Origin of the sequence: Ferrimonas sediminum (assembly GCF_900100175.1) — a bacterium.
Taxonomy (GTDB): Bacteria; Pseudomonadota; Gammaproteobacteria; order Enterobacterales; family Shewanellaceae; genus Ferrimonas; species Ferrimonas sediminum.
Genome location: NZ_FNEM01000012.1, coordinates 95,081 through 115,369, shown reverse-complemented (window position 1 = coordinate 115,369; position 20,289 = coordinate 95,081). Strand labels below are relative to the sequence as shown.

Genomic DNA, 20,289 nt, shown 5'->3' with positions numbered 1-20,289 from the left:
GAACTGACCTCCTTTCCCGGTTAACCCTTCTCTGATTCCCTTCGCCAGCCACTCTGGCGGTTGGTGCCATCTTCCTCTTTGCAGTTCTGTATCCTGCCTTTGTTCCGTTACGGCCTTTGTTCTTTTACACCCTTTGTCCCAGCCGGTTCGGCCCTGAGGCCAGAGCCAGTGAAACGGCAGTTAACCGCCGTTTTGCGCCAGTTTGGCATCCAGATAGCGCTGTAATTTGTCGAAGGTATCGACCAAGGGATAGTCCCGCTCCGGAATGCTGACGCCGGAACGGTTCTTCAACAGGGTCAGGAAGGTCAGGAAGTCCATCGAGTCCATGTCGCACTCCTCCCTGATGTCCTCTAGGGGATCGATCGCTTCCCGCTCTATCTCAGGCGCAATCTCCTGAATTGCTTCGATGATCAGGGTCTGAATCTGTTCCCGGTTCATAGTGACTCCGGCTGTTGCAGTTGTTGGGACAGGGCATGCAGAAATTTGGCTCCGAGGATGCCGTCGCTGACTCTGTGATCGGCGCTCAGGGTCGCGGTGAGCACGTCGGATGCCTTCACCCTTGCTTCCTGCACGACCGGAATGCTCCTGGGCCTGCCGAAACCAATAATCGCCACCTGGGGCGGGTAGATAACGCCGAACACCGCATCACTGCCGCGCTCGCCCATGCTGGTCACCGTGATCGTGGCCTCGGTCAGTTCCGAGCTGCGCAGGTGGCCGCTGCGGCTGCGTTCGGCCTGATCCCGCAACAGCGCCATGATCTCATCCAGGGGTAACTGGTCGACGCCCTGGATCGAGGGTACCACCAGGCCGCCCTGACGCAGGCTGATGGCATTGCCAATGTTGACCTCAGGCCTGGGTTGAAACGCCTGATCCAGGTAGTAGCCATTAAGCTGGGGATAGCGGATCAGCGTCATCGCGACCGCTTTCAGCAACAACGCCAGCAGCAGTATCCGCTGCTCCGGTTCCCTCGATGCGTTACTGTCTTTCAGCCACTGCAGGCTGTGGCCGATGTCGATGTCGAGACTCAGGTAGTAATGGGGGATCTCGCGTTTGGAACGCGCCATGGCCGCGGCAATGGCGGCCCGCATGGGCGGTGGTTCCTTGGCTGCGGGTGCCGGTTGCGATGGCCGTTCGCTGCCGGAGCCGGGCAAGCCGATGGCGCCGACAATGTCCCGCCGTAGCAGCGCTCCGCCGGGACCGCTGCCTGTGAGGGTGGCGAGATCCAGCTTATGTTCCATCGCCAGCCGACGCACCAGCGGTGAGGCCTTAACGCCGGGGCGGCTCGCGCAGGGGGCCGCAGTAAGCGGTGTATCCTGCCGGGCTTGTCGCGGAGGTGTCGGGGCCTCGGGTACAGGCGGCTCGGGGGCTTGTGGCTGAGATGCGCCGGCTTCGGTGTGCAGCCTGGCCAATACGGTTCCCACCGGCAGGGTGACCACCGGCTGCTGCAGCAGTTCGGTGATGCGCCCGGAGTGGTACACCTCCATGTCGATGGCACCTTTTTGGGTCTCGATGACCGCGATGATGTCACCCTTGTGCACCGACTCGCCGCTGTCCACCAGCCACTCCACCAGGGTTCCCTCGGTCATGTCCGCCCCAAGGGAGGGCATGATGATGTCGATTATCCGGTTTGCCATCATTGACCTTCCATGATCGTCCGGGCCGCCTCGATGATCTGCTCGATCTGGGGCAGGCACGCCTGTTCGAGGTGGCTGGGGTAGGGGATGGGCACCTCGGCGGAGCAGATCCGTTTTACCGGGGCATCCAGCTGCCAGAATCCCTCCTCCATGATGATGGCGCTGATCTCGGCGGCGAGGCTGCCGGTGTACCAGCCCTCATCGATGATGATGGCGCGATGGGTTTTGGCCACGCTCTGTAATATCGTGGCCTTGTCCAGCGGCCGCAGGCAACGCAGGTCGATGACTTCGGCCTCGATCCCTTCGGACGACAACTGTTCGGCCGCAGTCAGGGCCTTGTTCAGGCAACCCCCATAGGTGATCAGGCTGACATCGTTTCCGGCCCGGCGCACCAAAGCCTGCTCAAACGGGGCTTCGGGCAGCGGCAACACCTCTGCGGTTTCGTTGAGCAGCATCACATGTTCGAACAGCAGCACCGGGTCCGGATCGGCCAGCGCCTGGGCCAGCATGTGCCTGGCATCGGTATGGGTGGCCGGGCTCAGAACCTTCAAACCCGGGACGTGGGCATAGAGGTTTTCCCAGCTGTGGGAGTGCTGCGCGGCCAGTTGTCGGCCCGCGCCGCAAGCCATTCGAATCACGATGGGAACATGGAACTGACCGCCGGACATGTGCCTCAGGGTGGAGGCGTTATTGACGATCTGATCCATGGCTAACAGACTGAAGTTGACGGTCATCACTTCGACGATGGGGCGCAGGCCGCCGAGGGCGGCGCCGATGCCGACCCCGACGAAGCCCGATTCACACAGGGGAGTGTCGATGATCCTGTCGGGGCCGTAACGATCCAGCAGCCCCTTGCTGACGGCAAAGCAGCCGCCATAGTGGCCGACATCCTCGCCCATCAGGAACACCCGGTCATCGCTCTGCAACGCCTCTTCGATGCCCGCCCTCAGGGCTTCCCGGTAGGTCAATTTCTGCTTGGTCATGACTAAGTTCCTTGTGACTTCACGCCGGTGGGGCCATACACGTCCTTGTAGAGGTCGGAAACGGGCTCCCATTCACCGGCTTCGGCAAAGCGGATGGCGGTCTCTATCTCCACGCGGATCTCGGCTTCAATGTCGTCCAGCTCAGAATCCTGGAAATGGTTGTTGTCCCTCAGCCACTTGATCAGCCGCATCACCGGGCCCTTCTGTTCCCAGCGGGCGACCTCCTCCTTATCGCGGTACAGCTGGCCATCGAAACTGGAGTGGCCGCGGAACCGGTAGGTTTGGCACTCCATGAAATAGGGTTGGTTATGCTCACGAATGTGTTCGATGGCGGTTTGTGCGGCGGTTTCGACATCGACCACGTTCATGCCGTCGACCTGGACCGCCTCCATGCCGTAGCTTGCGGCTTTTTTGGCGATGTTCATCTCTGATTCCGACAAACTCAGTGCCGTCCCCATGGCGTAGCGGTTGTTTTCACAGATGAACAGCACCGGCAGTTGCCACAGTACCGCCAGGTTCATGCTTTCATGAAACTCGCCCTCGGCCACGGCACCCTCGCCGAAAAAGCAGACGGTCACTGCTTCACTGTTTTGCTTTTTGTTGGCCATCGCCAGGCCGTTTGCCATCGGCAGTCCCCCGGCCACAATGGCGTTGCCACCGTAAAAGTTTCGCTCCCGGTGGAACAGGTGCATCGACCCGCCGCGGCCGCGACTGCAGCCGTTGGTGCGGCCATACATCTCGGCCAGGACACTGCCCATGGACAGGCCCCGGGCCAGGGCGTGGCCGTGTTCACGGTAGGTAGACACAATTTGGTCCTGCGGCAGCAGCGTCGACATCACGCCGACGGCAATGGCCTCCTCGCCAATATAGAGGTGTAGGAAACCCCGAATCTTCTCCTGCCCATAGAGCTCGGCGCACTTCTCTTCGAAGCGGCGTATGCGCAACATCCGCTTGAGTTGCTGGATCAGGTGGTCCCGGTTGATGTGCAGTTTGTTGGTCATTGCTCGTCGCTCTCCAAGGTTGAGGTGTCGCCCTCGGGCAGCCCCAGCTCCCGGTTCTTTAACAGGCGCCGCATGATCTTGCCGCTGCGGGTTTTTGGCAGGGCGTTCCGGAACTCGATCTCCTTGGGGGCGACCGCGGCTCCCAGCCGTTTACGGCCATGTCCCAGCAGCAGTTTGCGCAACTCATCGGTGGGTTCGACGCCGGGTTTTAGGGCGACAAAGGCCTTAACGAGCTCCCCGGCGATGGGATCCGGCTTGCCGATGACTCCGGCTTCGGCCACCGCCTGGTGTTCCATCAGGGCACTCTCTACTTCGAATGGACCGATAAGATGGCCGGAGGATTTGATCAGGTCGTCGGCCCGTCCCACAAACCAGTAGTAACCCTGATCATCCCGGGTCGCCAGATCGCCGCTGAGATACCACCCCTGGCGGAAACAGTGGCGGTATTTCTCCTCCTGGTGCAGGTAGCCGCGAAACATCGACGGCCACCCGGTTTTCAGTGCCAGTTCACCGACCTGGTCGGGTTCACAAATGGTCTCAACCTGGTTCGAGTCCAGGCTGCGAACGAGGGCGACGGTGATGCCCGGCAGCGGCAACCCCATGGAGCCGGGTTTGATCGCTTGGCTGGCATAGTTGGCGATCATGATGGCGCCAGTTTCGGTCTGCCACCAGTTATCGTGGAAGGGGATGCCGAAGGTGCGCTCCCCCCAGATCACCGCTTCTGGGTTAAGGGGTTCGCCAACACTGGCCAGGAATCGCAGTGCAGACAGATCGTAGTCGGCACAGAGATCGGCGCCGGCCTTCATCAACATGCGGATCGCCGTCGGGGCGGTGTACCAGACGGTCACTTTTTGCTGCTGCAAGAGGCGGTACCAGCGTTCAACGTTAAACTCGGCCTCATCGACGATCATGGTGACGCCGAGGCACAGTGGGGCGATGATGCCGTAGGAGGTGCCAGTGACCCAACCGGGATCGGCGGTACACCAGTAGATATCGGTCTCATGCAGATCCAGGGCGTAATACGCCGACAACTTGTGTAACTGCACCGCCTGATGCACGTGAACCACGCCCTTGGGTTTGCCCGTAGTGCCGCTGGTAAAGTGCAGCAGCGCCATATCTTCGGCCCGGGTCGGATAGCAGGGGAAGTCCGGATCCGCCTTATCCATCAGTGCCGCCATCGGGTGGCAACCGGGTTCATCGCAGCTATCGGCGTCGATCAGCAGGATGGCGCGCAGGTTGGGCAACTCACGCCACCAGGTGCGAACCTTCTTGCGGTACAGGCTTTGAGTGGTCAGCAGGAGATTGGCTTCGCCCAGCTCCAGGCGGGAGCGGATGGGCTCCGGGCCAAAAGCGGAAAACAGCGGAGTAAAGACAGATCCGGCCTTCAGGGTGCCCAGGGCGGCGATATACAGCTCCGGCAAGCGACCGGCCAGGCTGAAGACCCGGCTGCCGGGGGGGCACCCCAGCTGGGCCAGCACGCTGGCAAAGCGGCTGCTCTGCCGGATCAGGTCTCGATAACTGTAATCCACCACCCGATCCTGTTTGCTGATCCAGCGCAGGGCCAGCTTATCGGCGCGGCCTTGGTCAAGGTGGCTGTCCAGTGCTTCGTGGGCGATGTTGATGCCACCGCAGGGCAGACCATGGAGCGGGCAGGGGGCCTGCTGCCACTGGAATTCACTGTAGGCGCGGGAGTAGTCCAGCAGGTTGGGGGGTGTCTCTCCAGGCAGTGATTTTTCGATCATCCGTGCACACATACACAGCGTCCCGGTTGTTGAGCGGCCCAGGCGCCCTCTGCGGCGTCCGGGCCTTGAAATAGCAACAAATATCCACCGTCGGGCAAGGAAGCCTTCCCGCAGGGGCACCTGAAGCCTTGGTGAGGCCCTATGTGCTTGGGATCACCGCGGGTTCCTGCCGCTATCGATGGCCTGTTCAAAAGCATAGTCGCTGGTACTCAAAACAGGCGTGTAAAACAGAATTTTTTTAATATATTTCAGGCTGTATGGCGTCAGACGGGGTGAGTCAAAAAAGGCCGTAAACCCGCGACAGCGCGAAGGTTGCCGCGATCTGGTTGAGCCCGGGGCATCGGCCCCAGCCTCGCGAATGACGGCAGCTGTTTTTCGACAATCCGATCAAGAATCTATACTCATCACCATGGGCTATAAACCGAACCGTCGACAGAGGGAGTTGTGGTGTGGCAAAAATGGATGCAAGCCCCGATGCTGGCAAGGTTCGGGATAACGACAGGTTCCTGGTCCAGCCCCACAGCGTTGCCATCGAACAGGTGCTGGCATTGCTGCATAGCTCGCGCCAGGGTCTGTCGGAGTCGCAAGCCTCCGAGCGCCTCGCCCTTTACGGCCCAAATCAATTACCCAGTGGCAAGCCGCCGAGCATGCTGGTCATCTTTTTGCGGCAGTTTAAGAGCCCGCTTATCTATATCCTGCTCGCTGCGGCCCTGCTGTCTGCGGTGACGACCGCCTGGTCCGATGCGGCGTTCATTACCGCCATCCTGATCCTTAACGCCATCATCGGCTCGGTTCAGGAGTACTCGGCCCAACGAGCCACCGAGGCGCTGCAGAAGATTGTGACCGCCCGGACGCGGGTCCTTCGAGACGGGGAACTGTATGACAAGGACGCGAGTGTGTTGGTCCCCGGTGACGTGGTGGCACTGGAGTCCGGCGACCGCGTTCCCGCGGATCTGCGTCTGTTCAGTGCCCATGACACCGTCATCGACGAATCGCTGTTGACCGGCGAGTCTCTGGCGGTGAGCAAGAAACCGGATCTGGTGCTCGATCCCCTGACGCCGCCGGGGGATCGCTGCAACATGGCCTTTGCCGGCACCATGGTCGAGCGGGGCCGGGCCCTGGGCGTGGTGGTCAATACCGCATTGGCCACCGAGATCGGCCGGATTGCCACCCATGTGCTGCTGCGGCCGGTCACCAAATCCCCGCTGTTACTGCGGATGGAGCGATTCACCCGCCGGGTGGCCCTGTTTGTTGGCGTGGCGGCCATGGTGGTGGCATCCATCTCCTTCGCCCGGGGCACCGAGTTGGCAGAGATCTTCTTCCTGGCGGTGGCACTGGCGGTATCTGCCATTCCCGAAGGGTTGCCGGTGGCGTTGACCGTTGCCCTGGCTATCGGGCTGAGACGGATGGCCGACCGTAACGTCATCGTCAGACGGCTGATCTCCGTCGAGGCGCTGGGGTCTTGCACCTGTATTGCAACCGATAAGACCGGCACCTTGACCGTAAACCGGATCACGGTGAAGCGGGTTGAATTGGCGGATGGCAGCCAGCTTGAGGTGGCGGGCGAGGGGATCATCCCCAGCGGCAAGATAACCATGGACGGTGGTGACCCTGACGAGGCGCAGCGTTCGCCCTTGAACCGGCTGGCTCGCGCCGCGGTACTCAGTAATGAGGCCCACCTCGTGGTTCGTGAGGGGCGCTGGACCGCACAGGGGGACGCCGTCGATGTTGCCCTGCTGGTGATGGCGCGCAAGGTGGGCCTGGTCAAGGAGAAACTGGTTTCGGATTGTCCAGAGCTCGAGACCATCCCGTTCGAGTCCGAGCGCATGTTTTCAGCCAGCGTTAACCGGGTTGATGGAACCACACTGCTGTCGGTGAAGGGAGCACCGGAGAAGATCCTCTCCATGTGCAGTTCCATGGCGGTGGGGGACGAGGATCTGGCGATAGAGAGCGTGTCCATTCAACGGCGGGCAGAGGCGCTGGCGGCACAGGGGTACCGCATGCTGGCGGTGGCAGAGGGAGAGATTGAGATGGCGCCGGAGACGGTGATCTCCGAGCGGCAGCTAAGCGGCCTGACCTTCCTGGGGTTGTTGGGAATGGTGGATCCACTGAGGCCGGAGTCGGCACAGGCGGTCGCCTCCTGCCAGGAGGCGGGCATCCGGGTGGTCATGGTGACCGGGGATCACCCCATTACCGCCCTGGCCGTTGCCAAGCAACTGCGTCTGGCGGACGATGAGCGCGCCATCGTCACCGGGGCGGATCTGAAGCTGGCCGACAGCGATCATGGCCTGGATCGGCTTACGGACTCGGCGCGGGTTTATGCCCGGGCCGAACCGGTGCAGAAGCTGGAGATCGTCAAATCCTTGCAGCGTCATGGTCATTTTGTTGCCGTCAGCGGTGACGGTGCCAACGATGCGCCGGCTCTGAAGGCAGCCCAGGTCGGGGTGGCGATGGGCGCCACCGGCACCGAGGTCGCCATGGAGACTGCCGATCTGATCATCACCGACGACAATTTCAGCTCCATCCTGGCCGGGGTCGAGGAGGGGCGCGTGGCCTACTCCAATGTGCGCAAGGTGATCTTCCTGCTGATCTCGACCGGCGCGGCGGAACTGGTGCTGTTTACCCTTGCGCTGATTACCGGCACACCGCTGCCGCTGGTGGCGGTTCAACTGCTGTGGCTGAACCTGGTCACCAATGGCATCCAGGACATCGCCCTGGCCTTTGAACCGGCCGAGGGAGACGAACTCTCCCGGCCGCCGCGACCGCCCAATGAGGCGATTTTTAACCGGGTGATGATCGAGCGGGTGTTGGTGTCGGCACTGACCATAGGCTGTATCGCCTTTGCTCTGTTCCAGTGGTTGCTGATGCAGGGGTACAGCATCGAGGAGGCTCGAAACGGCACCCTGCTACTGATGGTGTTGTTTGAAAATGTCCAGGTTTTCAACAGTCGCTCGGAAACGCTGTCGGTGTTCCGCCACAACCCGGTCAGGAACCCGTTGTTGCTGTTTGGCACCCTGGCGGCCCAGCTGATCCACATCGGTTCCATGTATACGCCCGGGCTGAGCGCGGTGCTGCAGGTGCAGCCAGTCTCCTTCCAGCACTGGCTGCAGCTGCTGTTGTTGGCACTGCTTCTGCTGGTGGTGATGGAGATCCACAAGGCCTTCTGGGGCCGACGCTGATGCAGGGAAAAACCGCCTTCATTAAGCGGCACGGGCAGCGGCCGGTTGCGCGGGTTACAGCTTGCGGGCACTCAGCAGGTAGTTAACGTCGGCGCTGTGGCTCAGGCGCCAGCGGCGGCTAAAGGGGTTGTAACTCATGCCGGTCAGATCATTGATCTCAAAGCCCAGCGGCGCAATGGCCCGAATGATCTCGGTGGGGGTGACGAACGCGTTCCAGTCGTGAGTGCCACGGGGAAGGGCGCGCAGCACGTACTCGGCACCAATAATGCCCACCAGATAACTCTTTATGGTCCGATTGAGCGTGGCGACAATCAGCAAGCCGCCGGGCTTGAGCAGATGGGCGCACTCGGTCAGCAGTGCCCTGGGGTCTGGTACGTGCTCCACCACCTCGGTGTTCAGCACCACATCAAATTGGCGCCGTTCCTGAAGCAGGGCACCGGCCAGGCAGTGGCGGTAGGTCACCCGGGTGCCGGAGCGGTGGGCGTGACGACGGGCGACCTCGATGTTGTGGGCACTGGCGTCGATGGCGGTTACCTGGTGGCCGCGGCGGGCCAGCGGCTCGGCCAGCAGTCCGGCGCCGCAGCCGAGATCCAGCACCGTCAGTGGCTGCCCGGAGACGGCGTCGGTGGCGCCAATGGGGGCTGAAAAATGGGCGTCGATGGTGTTTTCGATGTACTGCAGGCGCACGGCGTTGAAGGCCAGCACGGTCTTAAACGGGCCGTCGGGATCCCACCAGGCCTCGGCCAGGGCATCAAACTTTCGAATCTCCTGCTCAGACAGGTTGGCGCCCAGTGCCGGGCTAAGCTTGTCTCGATGCAGCATGGTATCGGCTCAAATAAACGCAATACTGACAGGTACGCAGGGAGCAGGGAAGGGGATCATCAACGGGCCTGGAGTCAGGCCCGTTTACAGTGTGGATTAGCCGTGCTTTTTCAGCAGCGAGTCCACCAGTTCGACGTAGCGGCGTTTGCATTCGGCCGCGTCCAGTCCGGACAGCGCTTTCCAGGCCTGGTACTTGGCGTGCTCTGCCATCTTAAACATGGAAGGGGCGGAGCCGGTCACGTCACCGGAAACCGCTTGCTTGTACAGCCCGTACAGAGACAACAGATGCTCATTGGCCGGGCGCTGGGTCAGGGTTTTGACTTGCTGTTGGGATTGTTCAAATCGTTGGTTCAGTTCTTCCATGTTGCGTTCTCCTTGGTAAGCAGTCTAAAAATTAGCGTGTATCCGCACCGAGTGAAAGGAGCCAGATCAAATTAGCGGTGAATAGTGTCGCTCGTGTTTATGACACCATTGCTGCTGCGCCATAATTTTGCAGGTTGCTCATTTTTCTAATTTTTTGATTGGGTTTGCCGCGCAGCGCCGCCCGGCTTGAACTACCCTTGTGGCTATCAGGGATGAGAGGAGCAACCGATGAAACGGATACTGGGTGTGGTGGTCTGCATGGCGATGCCGTGCTGGGCCGCAGGGCCGCTGTTTGCTGAGATGGGCAGCATGAGCGTGTCCACCGCCGGCGCCGGCTCGGCGGCCATTGCCGAAGGAGCCGAAACCGCGTTTTCCAACCCGGCGGGGATGGTGCGGTTTTCGCGCCCGGCCTGGGCGGTGCAGTCGCAGATGGTGTCCTCCAGCATTCACTACCAAGACAACGGCTCCAGTGGCCTGTTTGCCCAGGGCAGTGATGGCGGCGATGCCGGCACCACGGCCCTGGCTGCCGGGCTGTACTGGGTTCAGCCGCTGAACCGGGAGTGGGCCTTCGGCCTGTCGCTGGCGTCCCGGGGGGGCTCGGCGCTGGACTATGGCTCCGATTTTCGTGGCGCCCTGCTGGTGACCGAGTTTGATCTGCTGTCGCTGCAGGTGAACCCAAGCATCGCCTATGCCATCACCCCGAACTGGTCGCTGGCCCTGGGGGTGGCGCTGGAGTACGCCAGGCTGGAGGAGACCCTGGGCATTCCCGAGACCCAGCGGCAGCTGTTCGTCGAGGGCGACAGCTGGAACATGGGCATCAACCTGGGGCTGATGTACCAGTTCAACCACGACCATCGACTCGGAGTCAGTTTTCGCATGAAAGCCGATCACCAGTTTGAAGGCCGCGCCAGCCTGAACGGCCGTGACGGCGAGGTGGCCGACAGCGTGAATTTCCCCTTTCCCGCCACCGCCGTACTCAGCGGCGTACATGAGTTCCATTATCTGTCCGTGCTGTGGAACTTCGGTTACACCTGGTTGGATGTGCTTGATACCACCACTTATGAGCTGAACGAACGCCCGGTGCGGGAGATCGACCGGCAGTGGCAGGATACCTGGAATGGCGCACTGGGCGTTCACGTGCCGCTGAACCGGTACTGGCGGCTGGAGTTCGGGATTGGCTACGAGCAGTCGCCCCAGGACGACCCCGCCTATCAATATCCGGACCTGCCGGTGGACACCTTCATCCGCTACGGCTTGGGTGCCAGCTACCGTTTTGATGACCACTGGCGGGCGCAGCTGTTTTACGAGTATCTGGATGCCGGCGAACCGCTGATTGACCGGGCATTTGGGGACCAGGGGCAGTTGGGCCGGTTCAGCGGACAATGGAATAATGCTATCGAATTCATTGGCTTGGCTGTCAATTTCCGTTATTGAGGTCTTACCAGTTGGTGTAAACCCGCCATTAGAGAGGGTGGCTATGCCTATATAGGGGTAAATCACAGTTTTCATGGTGTCAGGTCAATAAACCGCACGATGCGGGGGGTAGTATGGAGGCATAAGCAAGCTTCAAGGAGGAGTTATGCGCCAATTTGCCCATCGCGAGTCTGCTGCAGTCGCGCCCGCCATCAGCCATGCCGATACCTGGCGATACCTGAAGCAGGGGTGGCGGCACTGGGTTCCGGATCAGGCCCGCACTCTGGCCTGGGGCGTCGAGCCCGAGCTGGCGGAGTGCCTGGCCAAGCTCGGCTACCGGGTCGGGTATGTGGTGCCGCATAAGCCTGAGGATGCGGATGACAGCATCATGGAGTGGCACGTTGGGAGCTTGAGTGACGTGCCAGACTCGGCGGATGTCGAGTTGATGGTGGTGAAAACCTCCGAGTGCACGCCGTCCCGTTCGGCGGGGTTGTTTGCCGAGGCCAAACGTCTGCTGCGCTGCTCCGGCGTACTGGTGCAGATCTGCGGCCGCAGTGGCAAAGAGTCCGCCGGTCGCAACATCGTCCAGGGCTTTAAGGCGGGCTGGTCGCTGCGTGCCCGTTACGATGCCGGCCCGGCCGAGGGATCCGTTACCCTGGTATGGCAAAAGCTGTAACAGTTACACTGTGGAAATAATTGGTAAATCAGGGCAGTATCTTCAATCTTGATGATTTTAGGATCCTGTTACCATGTTGCGCACCTCTGCACTGGCACTGGCGATGCTGTCCGCGTCTGCCTCGGCGGCCTCCACCCTGCCCAAAAACGTCATCTTCTTTATTGGTGATGGCATGGGCCCTGCGTACACCACCGCCTACCGTTATTACCAAGCCGACAGCGAGGTGGGACAGGTGACGCCGACAGTGTTCGATCGGCTGATGCTGGGCAGCGCCAGTACCTTTCCCCATGACGACACCGTGGTCACCGACTCCGCCGCTTCGGCCACCGCCCTGGCCACCGGCGTCAAAAGCTACAACGGCGCCATCGGCGTCGACGAGCACAAGCAGCCCCTGGACTCCATGTTGGTGGAGGCCAAGCGTCTGGGCTGGCAAACCGGCATTGTTTCCACCTCCCAGGTTAACCACGCCACACCGGCCAGCTTCGTGGCCCACGCCGAATTGCGCAGCCAGTACGACGTCATTGCCGAGCAGTACTACAGCCGCCGGCTGCAGGAGAACCAACCGCTGGTGGACGTGATCCTCGGCGGCGGCCAGCGGTATTTTCCGATGCAACACGACGGCCTGGGGCAGTCGATGGTGGCGTGGGGCTACCAGTACACCGATTCTCTGGCGCAACTGGACAGCTTGACCCGAACGCCGGCCATGGGCCTGTTTGCCGATAAGGGGCTGGAGTACGCCATCGATTCGGAGCATCCCCATCGCCTCAGCGCCATGGTCTCAACCGCACTGCGCTTGTTTGAGGGCTCAAAGCAGCCGTTCTTTATGCTGGTGGAGGGCAGTGAGATCGATTGGTGTGGCCATGGCAACGACATCGCCTGCGCCATGAAAGAGATGGACGATTTTGCCAAGGCCCTGGAGGTGGCGGAAGCCTACGCCAAGCGCCATGGCGATACCCTGGTGGTGTTCACCGCCGATCACTCCACCGGCGGCCTGACCCTGGGCAGCAACGGCGAGTATCAGTGGGATGCCAAGGTGGTAAAGCAGGTGAGTGCCTCGCTGCCCACCATCCAGAAGGCGATCTTAAACCAGCCCGCCGCCGAGATGGCCAAGACTCTGACCCGGTACGTGGAATTTGCCTTTACTGAGCCGGAGCTGGCTCGTCTGGCGTCGGTGAATCAGGATAAAGAGGCGCTGTATTGGGCCCTGTCCGAGATCATCAGCGATCGCAGTTACACCGGTTGGACCACCAGTGGTCATGATGCCATCGACGTGCCGGTGGGGGCCATGGGGCCACAATCGCAGCGGTTTGTCGGTCACCACGACAACATCGACCTGTCCAAACAGCTGACTGAGATCATTCAGGCTCAGCGTTAATCGCCAGCCTCTGCCCGGCGCCGGTCGGGCAGAGCCTGAACGACATTCCAGTCTTTGTCCGTCCAGGGTGTGTCACTGCTTCATTTTTACTTTCCAGCGGTTGCCGCGAGCATTGGCCGAAGTTGTGGCCATTCATGCTGGCTCACCGGGTCAATGCCACCGGATACTCTGGTGATATACGTCCGGTTTGTCCACTTTTCCTGAACCAGAGCGAAACCAAGTTGCTGAAATGTAGTCTTAAATGGACAATTGCGTGATAAGTTGGCGTTTTAGGATAAGGGGAAGGGACTGACGGTGAATAGACTGAAAATAACAACGACTCTCCTGGCCGTCGGGGTGCTGTTGTCCGGCTGCATGGATGCCTCCGTACCGCTTTCTGAGCTGGAAGCGTCGGATTTTACCCGTACTCACCAGTATATGGTGAAAGACACCCTGCAACTGGACGACCGCACCGACTTTGATCGCGCGACCAAAGGCCTGATCGCCAGCGATGACAGCCTGATCATCCACAACGCTGACGGCGAGCCGATCTGGAATATGGATCAGTACCGCTTTTTGCAAGGGCCGGCGCCCCATACCGTTAACCCCAGCTTGTGGCGCCAGGCCAAACTCAATGCAATTCATGGCTTGTTTGAAGTGGCCCCGGGCCTGTACCAGCTGCGTGGCTATGATCTGGCTAACATGACGGTGATCAAGGGCGAGCGTGGCTGGGTCATCGTCGATCCACTGACCACCACCGAGACTGCGGCCCGGGCGATGAAGATGGTCAATCAACAGCTGGGCAAACGACCGGTTACGGCGGTGATTTTTACCCATTCCCACGCCGATCACTTCGGGGGCGTAGACGGGGTGCTGGCGGACCAGGATCGTGACCGCGTCGAGGTGATCGCCCCGGCCGGATTCATGAAGGAGGCCACCAGCGAAAACCTGCTGGCGGGGCCGGCCATGGTGCGCCGCGCCGGCTACCAGTACGGTAAGACCCTGACCGCATCGCCCAAAGGCCATGTGGATCTGGGGCTGGGGAAATCGGTGGCCATGGGCAGCATCGGCGTCGAGGTACCCACCCGGGAGATCAATAAGACCGGCGAGGTGGTCGAGGTCGACGGCGTAACCCTGGAGTTTCAGATGGTGCCCGGCTCCGAGGCACCGGCGGAGTTCACCTTCTACCTGCCACAATGGAATGCGTTCTGCGGTGCCGAACTGGTGTCGCAGACCATGCACAACATCTACACCCTGCGCGGCGCCAAGGTGCGCGATGCCCTGCAGTGGAGCCGTTACATCGACGAGGCGCGGGTGCGCTTTGCCGAGGCCGAGATCTATTTTGGCAGCCACCACTGGCCGGTGTGGGGCCAGCAGAGTGTGCAGCAGTTCCTGACCAAGCAGCGGGACCTGTACAAGTTCATCCACGATCAGACCCTGAGGTTTGCCAACCAGGGCTACAGTGCCGATGAGATTGCCGAGCGGGTGCGCCTGCCGGATGGGCTGAAGCAGACGTTCTCGGCCCGGGGCTATTACGGTACCCTCAAGCACAACATTCGCGGTGTCTATCAGTACTACTTCGGCTGGTACGATGCCAATCCGGCCCACCTGGATCCACTGCCGCGCTCCACCGTGGCCCGGCGTTACGTCGAGTTGGCCGGCGGCGCCCAGGCGATGCGGGAAAAGGCGCAGGTGGCATTGGATCTCGGCGAGTACCGTTGGGCAGCAGAGCTATTGAACCACCTGGTGTTTTTTGACTCCTCTGATCAACGCTCGCGTCAGATGCTGGCTCAGGCCTATCGGCAGATGGGCTACCAGTCCGAGTCCGGTCCCTGGCGCGATGTCTACCTGAGCGGTGCCCAGGAGCTGATCGAGGGGGTGAAACGCGATGGTCCGAGTATGGAGAAAAACATGGCCGAGGTGCTGGCCAAAACGCCAATGGTGCATTTCCTGGATGTGTGGGCGACCCGCCTGGACTACGAAGCCGCCGGCGATAAGCGCTATCAGTTTGTGCTGGGCCTGACCGACAAGCAGCAGTATTACCTGCTGGAAGTGGCCAATGGTGTGATGACCTATCGGCAGATCGCCGGTTCGGTTCCGGAAGGAGTACCGGCGCTGGTGCTGACCCATTCGCTGTTCATCGACATCGCCACCCGCCGCATAGAGCTGCGCTCGCTGCTGGGTCACGACGAACTGGAGGTGTCCGGCGATGTGATCGACATCGTCAGCTTCTTCCGTTTGTTTGACAATCCCGAGCCCGGTTTCGCCATCATCGAGCCCTAGAGAGGCGGGTAGGGTTGCCACTTTTTTGCCGATCCGGTAATGGCACCGGATCGGTGCCTTCGTGCCTGCGTGTCGCAGTCTTTGCCGCAGTAATCTTCCGGGCCAATCGCCGCCGTTCGTCCATGCAGAATGATGCCGGCGCTTCAGTCGCTGCCGGTTACGGTCGTTGTGTTGTTAAGCCTGACGGCCAACATCAATTCGTCAGACTGTAAATTATGGCTTTTGACTCTGTTGTATGGGAACTCCGACACCGGTAGTCGCTCTAACTGGCAGCGGAATTTTGGGAGTGTCTATGGTGAAGTTTAAGTCCTTGCTGCAGGGCGGGGCGCTTGCGGTGTTTCTCTTTCCGCTTTTCGCCCTGGTGATGGATCTGCCGCTGGTGTTTGAAACTCATAACCGGGGCACCGAGATCATTACGGCCAGCAATGAATTGCAGCATTTTGCCTTGATCAGTTACTGGTTGCCCGCCAGCTGGTTAAGTGCCGCGCTGTTGCTGATTGCCTATGGGTTGGATCAGGGAACCGGCTTGCTGCGGGTCGGGGCGTTGTTACTGGTGGGCTTTCCCCTGGTGCATTATGGCATCGCCCGCCTGATCGCCGAATTGACTGTCGCCTGTGGCGAGTGTGTGGTGCTCAGTTACTGGGAGTTGGCCTTTGATGGCCTGTGTCTGGTGACGGGAATCATTACTCTGGTGTACGCCTGGCGCCGGGCAAGCTAACCCCCCGGTGAGTAACCCTCAGAGTTTGAAGACCGCCAACCGGCGGTCTTTGTCGTTATGGCGGCCGGAACGGGGGCTGTGTGGTTGCGGCTGGCCGGGGGAGTCTCGGCATCGAATCACTGCGACACTCATCCAGGCCGTCTCGTCCCGGCAAATTGGCCAAGCGCTTGCTTGTTTTTGACCCCTTTGTTAGCTTGCACAGTGACTGACACGGATTCAATGTTCCGGCAACGGCATCAGGATGATCACCGTTACACCGGCTGTGGCGGCGTCCATCAGGCGCCGCAGCCGGTGATGGAGCGGAACAACAGCCAATTTGGACCGAGGGGCTATGCCAATACGACAACAGGTTGAGTATCAGGGCGTCGAAGGGGCCAGGGTGGGGCGGCTCAATCGCGGCATCAACACCACGTTTGTGGTCTATCGCATTGGCGACACCGTCATCGATACCGGCCCCAGCAACCAGTGGTCGTCGGTGCGCCGCTTCCTCGATACCCGTCCGCCGCGGCAGCTGCTGCTGACCCATCATCATGAAGACCACAGCGGTAATGCCGCCCGCATCGCTCACCGCTTCGGTTTAACCCCCCAGGCGCCGGAGTTGGGTCGGGCCAAGCTGGCGTCGGGTTATCGCACCCCGCCGATTCAGCGTTTTATCTGGGGCCGGCCCTATCCGGTGCAGACCGAGCCGTTGCCGCTGCGGGTGCCTCTGGTGGGGGGCGGCATCCTGACCGCGGTAGCGACTCCGGGCCATGCCAAGGATCTCACCTGCTTTCACTGGCGTGAGCGGGGCTGGTTGTTCAGCGGCGATCTCTACATCTCCAGATCACTGCGTTACCTGCGTGCCGATGAGGATCTGCAGTTGTTGATGCACAGCATTTACAATGTGTTGCAGCTGGAGTTTGAGGTGGTGTTTTGCCCCCACCGAGGCATCGTCGAGCAGGGACATCGGGCACTGGCGGACAAGCTGGAGAATCTCAAGCAGTTGTGTACCCATGCGCGGCATCTGCGTCAACAGGGACTGGATGAGCAGGAGATGGTCCGGCGTCTGCTGGGGCCGGAAGATTGGTTGGCGAAGGTGAGTTTCTACAACATCAGTAAAGCAAACCTGGTGCGCCAGGCCGCCCGGGTGTCTCTGGGCGGCCTGGGCTAGGGTTCAGTCGTTGATGCGGGGGACGCTGGCCTTGGCCCGTTCAGACAGGCGGTGTACCACCTGGTTGCTGCTGCCCCGGTACCGCAGTGACGGATCGGCCAGTTCCTGTTCGAAGCGGCCGTCCACCAGTACGTCCAGATAGGGCAACAGTTGTTGTTGATGGGGAGTGAGCTCATCCAGCCGATAGCCGGTCCAGCACCAGATGTCTTTGTCCGGGCACTCAGTATGGACCCGGGTCACCAGCGCCAGCACATCCTCGACGTTGGCCGGGTGCAGCGGGTCGCCACCGGACAGGGTCAGTCCGCGCCGTGGAATGCGGCTGTCGGACAGATCCTCGATGATGCGATCCGCCAGCGCCTCGGGAAAGGGGTGGCCGGAGTCCAGACGCTGGGTGCTCTGGTTGTAGCAGCCCTTGCATTGGTGCTCACACCCGGACACAAACAGGGTGCAGCGGGTGCCCGGCCCGTTGACGACGTCGACGCTGTGGTACTTGTGATAATTCATGCTTGCCTCACTAAAAAAGGGGCCGCAGCCCCTTTTTGTTACTGCTGCGTAACGATTACAGGTGTTTGACCCGGCGTTTTACCTCTTCCTGCTTCCCTTCGTTGAAAGGACGCGCGTCCGGGCTACCCAGGTAACCGCAGACCCGACGGGTCACCGACACCTTGGACGGATCGTGGTTGCCGCATTTCGGGCAGGTAAAGCCTTTGGAGGTGCACTCGAACTCACCGGTAAAGCCGCACTCGTAGCACTCGTCGATGGGGGTGTTGGTACCGTAGTAAGGCACATGCTGGTAGGCATAGTCCCAAACGTCTTCCAGCGCTTCGACGTTGTGCTGCATGTTGGGGTACTCGCCATAGCAGATGAAGCCGCCGTTGGCGATGGACGGGTAGGGCTTCTCGAAGTCAATCTTGTCGTAGGGGTTGACGTTCTTCTCCACATCCAGGTGGAAGCTGTTGGTGTAGTAGCCCTTGTCGTTGACCCCTTCCACCACGCCGTAATAGCGCTGGTCAATCTTACAGAAGCGGGTGCACAGGTTCTCACTGGGCGTGCTGTAGAGGCTGAAGCCGTAACCGGTTTGGGCCTTCCAGGCGTCGGTGGCGGCGCGCAGACGCTCGACGATGGTCAGGGCACGGGCACGCAGTTCCTTGGAGTCGTACAGGTGCTCTTCGGTGCCGTACAGGGCGTTCACGGTTTCGTGCAGGCCGATGTAACCCAGAGAGATGGAGGCTCGGCCGTTCTTAAAGATCTCGCTGATGTCGTCGTCAGGCTGTAGACGCACGCCACAGGCGCCTTCCATATACAGGATCGGTGCCACCCGGGCCTTGACCCCTTCGAGGCGGTCGATGCGGGTCATCAGGGCCTTCTTGGCGATGGCCAGGCGATCATCCAGCAGTTCGAAGAAGCGGGTTTCTGATCCCTTGGCTTCGATGGCGATGCGCGGCAGGTTCAGGCTGACCACGCCCAGGTTGTTGCGGCCTTCGTGGATCAGTTCGCCATTCTCTTCGTAGGCGGACAGGAAGCTGCGACAGCCCATGGGGGTCTTGAAGGAGCCGGTGACCTCGACCACTTTGTCGTAGTTGAGAATGTCCGGGTACATCCGCTTGGTGGAACACTCCAGCGCCAGTTGTTTGATGTCGTAGTTGGCGTCGCCGGACTTGTGGTTGAGGCCATCTTTAATGGCGAACACCAGCTTGGGGAACACCGGCGTCTTACGGTTCTTGCCCAGGCCGACCATCCGTACTTTGAGGATCGACTGCTGAATCAGGCGACACTGCCAGCTGGTGCCCAGGCCAAAGCCGAAGGTCACGAACGGGGTCTGGCCGTTGGCGGTGTGCAGGGTGTTGACCTCGTACTCCAGGCTCTGGAATGCGTCGTAACACTCCTTCTCGGTGCGGGCTCGGGCGTAGGCTTCGGCATCGGCCACCTGCCACTCTTCACCTACCTCAAGGTGCTTCTCGTAGCTCTTGGTGACGTAGGGGGCCAGAATCTCATCGATGCGGTTGATGGTGGTGCCACCGTAGATGTGGCTGGCCACCTGGGCGATGATCTGGGCGGTGACGGCGGTCGCGGTGGAGATGGACTTTGGCACGTCGATCTCGGCGTTACCCATCTTGAAGCCACCGGTCAGCATGCCTTGCAGATCGATCAGCATGCAGTTGAACATCGGGAAGAACGGCGCGTAGTCGAGATCGTGGTAGTGGATCTCGCCACTCTCGTGGGCCTTGACCACGTCACGGGGCAGAATGTGGCGGGTGGCGTAGTGCTTGGCGACGATGCCGGCCAACAGGTCGCGTTGGGTCGGAATCACCTTGGAGTCTTTGTTGGCGTTCTCATGCAGCAGCGCCGCGTTGCTCTGATCCACCAGGCCGCGAATCTCGCGATTCAGGCGGCTGTTGGTCTCCCGGGCGATGTCGCGATCGTGGCGGTACTCGATGTAGGCTCGGGCCACGGCCTTATAGGGGCCCGCCATCAGATGGTTTTCCACCATCTGCTGAATTTCGTCAATGTTGACCTGTTGCAACTCCGCCAGCTCGAGTTCAATGGTTTGGGCTACCCGCCCTGCGTAATCGTCGTCTTTGACGTCGGCAGCCAGCGCAGCCCGGCTGATAGCTTCGCAAATCCTTGCGCTATCAAAAGGGACATGGCAACCGTCTCGCTTAATCACAACTGGCATGACAAAATTTCCTTAAATTTGTGTTTTCGGTCTTGACAGGCACAACATCTTGGTGTGTCGATTCAATTATGACCTATATGTAGGATGGACGTCGCATATTAGGCGCTAAATTCGTGGCCATTAAATTGATCCTGATCAAAAAGTTCCCCAAGCGGAATTTGGCAAGCGTTGGTTTTTTGTGATCCATTGGCGAAGATCAGGTTTTGGTTAAGTAACGAGTTTGTGTCTCTTGTGTTTCTCGTTTGTGTGTGTTGGATAGAGAGTCAGCGACCGCTGCTGTTTCTTTGTAATAAA

At 60.5% G+C, this 20,289-nt stretch carries 16 protein-coding genes; 7 read left to right on the top strand and 9 right to left on the bottom strand.

Going from position 1 to position 20,289, the window contains the following annotated elements; all coding sequences use genetic code 11:
- Window positions 1-180: 180 nt before the first annotated feature.
- The 5 genes from BLT77_RS13830 to acsA are packed head-to-tail and all read right to left on the bottom strand — an operon-like array spanning window position 181 to window position 5,360.
- A complete protein-coding gene (locus BLT77_RS13830) occupies window positions 181-438 on the bottom strand; it encodes an acyl carrier protein (RefSeq protein ID WP_090366353.1) in 258 nt (85 codons plus the stop codon).
- Window positions 435-1,637 carry a dihydrolipoamide acetyltransferase family protein gene (locus tag BLT77_RS13825; RefSeq protein ID WP_245709953.1) on the bottom strand — a complete coding sequence of 401 codons (1,203 nt, stop codon included), beginning with the start codon at window positions 1,635-1,637 and terminating at the stop codon, window positions 435-437. The genes BLT77_RS13830 and BLT77_RS13825 overlap by 4 nt, the downstream gene beginning before the upstream one ends.
- The gene (locus tag BLT77_RS13820; RefSeq protein ID WP_090366351.1) at window positions 1,634-2,617 is read right to left on the bottom strand and encodes an alpha-ketoacid dehydrogenase subunit beta; all 984 of its coding nucleotides are present in this window, start codon (window positions 2,615-2,617) and stop codon (window positions 1,634-1,636) included. The genes BLT77_RS13825 and BLT77_RS13820 overlap by 4 nt, the downstream gene beginning before the upstream one ends.
- Window positions 2,618-2,619: 2 nt before the next feature.
- Window positions 2,620-3,618: a pyruvate dehydrogenase (acetyl-transferring) E1 component subunit alpha gene (pdhA, locus tag BLT77_RS13815; RefSeq protein WP_090366348.1), complete on the bottom strand. Its 999-nt coding sequence runs from the start codon at window positions 3,616-3,618 to the stop codon at window positions 2,620-2,622.
- On the bottom strand, window positions 3,615-5,360 hold the full coding sequence (acsA, locus tag BLT77_RS13810; RefSeq protein ID WP_090366345.1) for an acetate--CoA ligase: 1,746 nt from the start codon (window positions 5,358-5,360) through the stop codon (window positions 3,615-3,617). The genes pdhA and acsA overlap by 4 nt, the downstream gene beginning before the upstream one ends.
- A 458-nt stretch (window positions 5,361-5,818) precedes the next feature.
- Here acsA and BLT77_RS13805 point away from each other — a divergent pair, with 458 nt between their 5' ends.
- Window positions 5,819-8,539 carry a cation-translocating P-type ATPase gene (locus BLT77_RS13805; RefSeq protein WP_090366342.1) on the top strand — a complete coding sequence of 907 codons (2,721 nt, stop codon included), beginning with the start codon at window positions 5,819-5,821 and terminating at the stop codon, window positions 8,537-8,539.
- 54 nt (window positions 8,540-8,593) lie between these two features.
- Here the strand turns inward: BLT77_RS13805 and ubiG are convergent, their stop codons facing one another.
- Together ubiG and BLT77_RS13795 are read right to left on the bottom strand one after the other, a co-directional pair.
- Window positions 8,594-9,361 carry a bifunctional 2-polyprenyl-6-hydroxyphenol methylase/3-demethylubiquinol 3-O-methyltransferase UbiG gene (ubiG, locus tag BLT77_RS13800; protein ID WP_090366339.1) on the bottom strand — a complete coding sequence of 256 codons (768 nt, stop codon included), beginning with the start codon at window positions 9,359-9,361 and terminating at the stop codon, window positions 8,594-8,596.
- 96 nt (window positions 9,362-9,457) lie between these two features.
- Entirely contained in the window at window positions 9,458-9,724 is a 267-nt protein-coding gene (locus BLT77_RS13795; protein ID WP_090366336.1) for an acyl-CoA-binding protein, read from the bottom strand.
- Window positions 9,725-9,952: 228 nt separating this feature from the next.
- Here BLT77_RS13795 and BLT77_RS13790 point away from each other — a divergent pair, with 228 nt between their 5' ends.
- From BLT77_RS13790 to BLT77_RS13765, 6 genes are all read left to right on the top strand, one after another.
- Window positions 9,953-11,158 (top strand): OmpP1/FadL family transporter, encoded by a 1,206-nt coding sequence (locus BLT77_RS13790; protein WP_090366334.1) that lies wholly within the window; start codon window positions 9,953-9,955, stop codon window positions 11,156-11,158.
- Window positions 11,159-11,303: 145 nt separating this feature from the next.
- Window positions 11,304-11,813: a hypothetical protein gene (locus BLT77_RS13785; protein ID WP_090366332.1), complete on the top strand. Its 510-nt coding sequence runs from the start codon at window positions 11,304-11,306 to the stop codon at window positions 11,811-11,813.
- 73 nt (window positions 11,814-11,886) lie between these two features.
- Window positions 11,887-13,188 carry an alkaline phosphatase gene (locus BLT77_RS13780; RefSeq protein WP_090366329.1) on the top strand — a complete coding sequence of 434 codons (1,302 nt, stop codon included), beginning with the start codon at window positions 11,887-11,889 and terminating at the stop codon, window positions 13,186-13,188.
- 294 nt (window positions 13,189-13,482) lie between these two features.
- On the top strand, window positions 13,483-15,450 hold the full coding sequence (locus tag BLT77_RS13775; protein ID WP_245709952.1) for an alkyl/aryl-sulfatase: 1,968 nt from the start codon (window positions 13,483-13,485) through the stop codon (window positions 15,448-15,450).
- A gap of 292 nt (window positions 15,451-15,742) precedes the next feature.
- Window positions 15,743-16,168: a hypothetical protein gene (locus BLT77_RS13770; protein WP_090366326.1), complete on the top strand. Its 426-nt coding sequence runs from the start codon at window positions 15,743-15,745 to the stop codon at window positions 16,166-16,168.
- Between the two features lie 331 nt (window positions 16,169-16,499).
- A complete protein-coding gene (locus BLT77_RS13765; protein ID WP_090366323.1) occupies window positions 16,500-17,318 on the top strand; it encodes an MBL fold metallo-hydrolase in 819 nt (272 codons plus the stop codon).
- 3 nt (window positions 17,319-17,321) lie between these two features.
- On the opposite strand, the gene nrdG is transcribed toward BLT77_RS13765, so the two are convergent.
- Together nrdG and nrdD are read right to left on the bottom strand one after the other, a co-directional pair.
- Complete coding sequence (nrdG, locus tag BLT77_RS13760; RefSeq protein ID WP_090366321.1) at window positions 17,322-17,822, bottom strand: anaerobic ribonucleoside-triphosphate reductase-activating protein; 501 nt, start codon at window positions 17,820-17,822, stop codon at window positions 17,322-17,324.
- A gap of 55 nt (window positions 17,823-17,877) precedes the next feature.
- On the bottom strand, window positions 17,878-19,995 hold the full coding sequence (nrdD, locus tag BLT77_RS13755; protein ID WP_090366318.1) for an anaerobic ribonucleoside-triphosphate reductase: 2,118 nt from the start codon (window positions 19,993-19,995) through the stop codon (window positions 17,878-17,880).
- Window positions 19,996-20,289 lie beyond the last annotated feature (294 nt).

Coding starts and splice junctions, on each gene's coding strand:
- BLT77_RS13805 (WP_090366342.1), top strand. CDS start 5,819: ATGGATGCAAGCCCCGATGCTGGCAAGGTTCGGGATAACGACAGGTTC.
- nrdG (WP_090366321.1), bottom strand. CDS start 17,822: ATGAATTATCACAAGTACCACAGCGTCGACGTCGTCAACGGGCCGGGC.
- nrdD (WP_090366318.1), bottom strand. CDS start 19,995: ATGCCAGTTGTGATTAAGCGAGACGGTTGCCATGTCCCTTTTGATAGC.
- BLT77_RS13780 (WP_090366329.1), top strand. CDS start 11,887: ATGTTGCGCACCTCTGCACTGGCACTGGCGATGCTGTCCGCGTCTGCC.
- acsA (WP_090366345.1), bottom strand. CDS start 5,360: ATGATCGAAAAATCACTGCCTGGAGAGACACCCCCCAACCTGCTGGAC.
- BLT77_RS13820 (WP_090366351.1), bottom strand. CDS start 2,617: ATGACCAAGCAGAAATTGACCTACCGGGAAGCCCTGAGGGCGGGCATC.
- BLT77_RS13825 (WP_245709953.1), bottom strand. CDS start 1,637: ATGATGGCAAACCGGATAATCGACATCATCATGCCCTCCCTTGGGGCG.
- ubiG (WP_090366339.1), bottom strand. CDS start 9,361: ATGCTGCATCGAGACAAGCTTAGCCCGGCACTGGGCGCCAACCTGTCT.
- BLT77_RS13795 (WP_090366336.1), bottom strand. CDS start 9,724: ATGGAAGAACTGAACCAACGATTTGAACAATCCCAACAGCAAGTCAAA.
- BLT77_RS13785 (WP_090366332.1), top strand. CDS start 11,304: ATGCGCCAATTTGCCCATCGCGAGTCTGCTGCAGTCGCGCCCGCCATC.
- BLT77_RS13770 (WP_090366326.1), top strand. CDS start 15,743: ATGGTGAAGTTTAAGTCCTTGCTGCAGGGCGGGGCGCTTGCGGTGTTT.
- BLT77_RS13765 (WP_090366323.1), top strand. CDS start 16,500: ATGCCAATACGACAACAGGTTGAGTATCAGGGCGTCGAAGGGGCCAGG.
- BLT77_RS13790 (WP_090366334.1), top strand. CDS start 9,953: ATGAAACGGATACTGGGTGTGGTGGTCTGCATGGCGATGCCGTGCTGG.
- BLT77_RS13830 (WP_090366353.1), bottom strand. CDS start 438: ATGAACCGGGAACAGATTCAGACCCTGATCATCGAAGCAATTCAGGAG.
- pdhA (WP_090366348.1), bottom strand. CDS start 3,618: ATGACCAACAAACTGCACATCAACCGGGACCACCTGATCCAGCAACTC.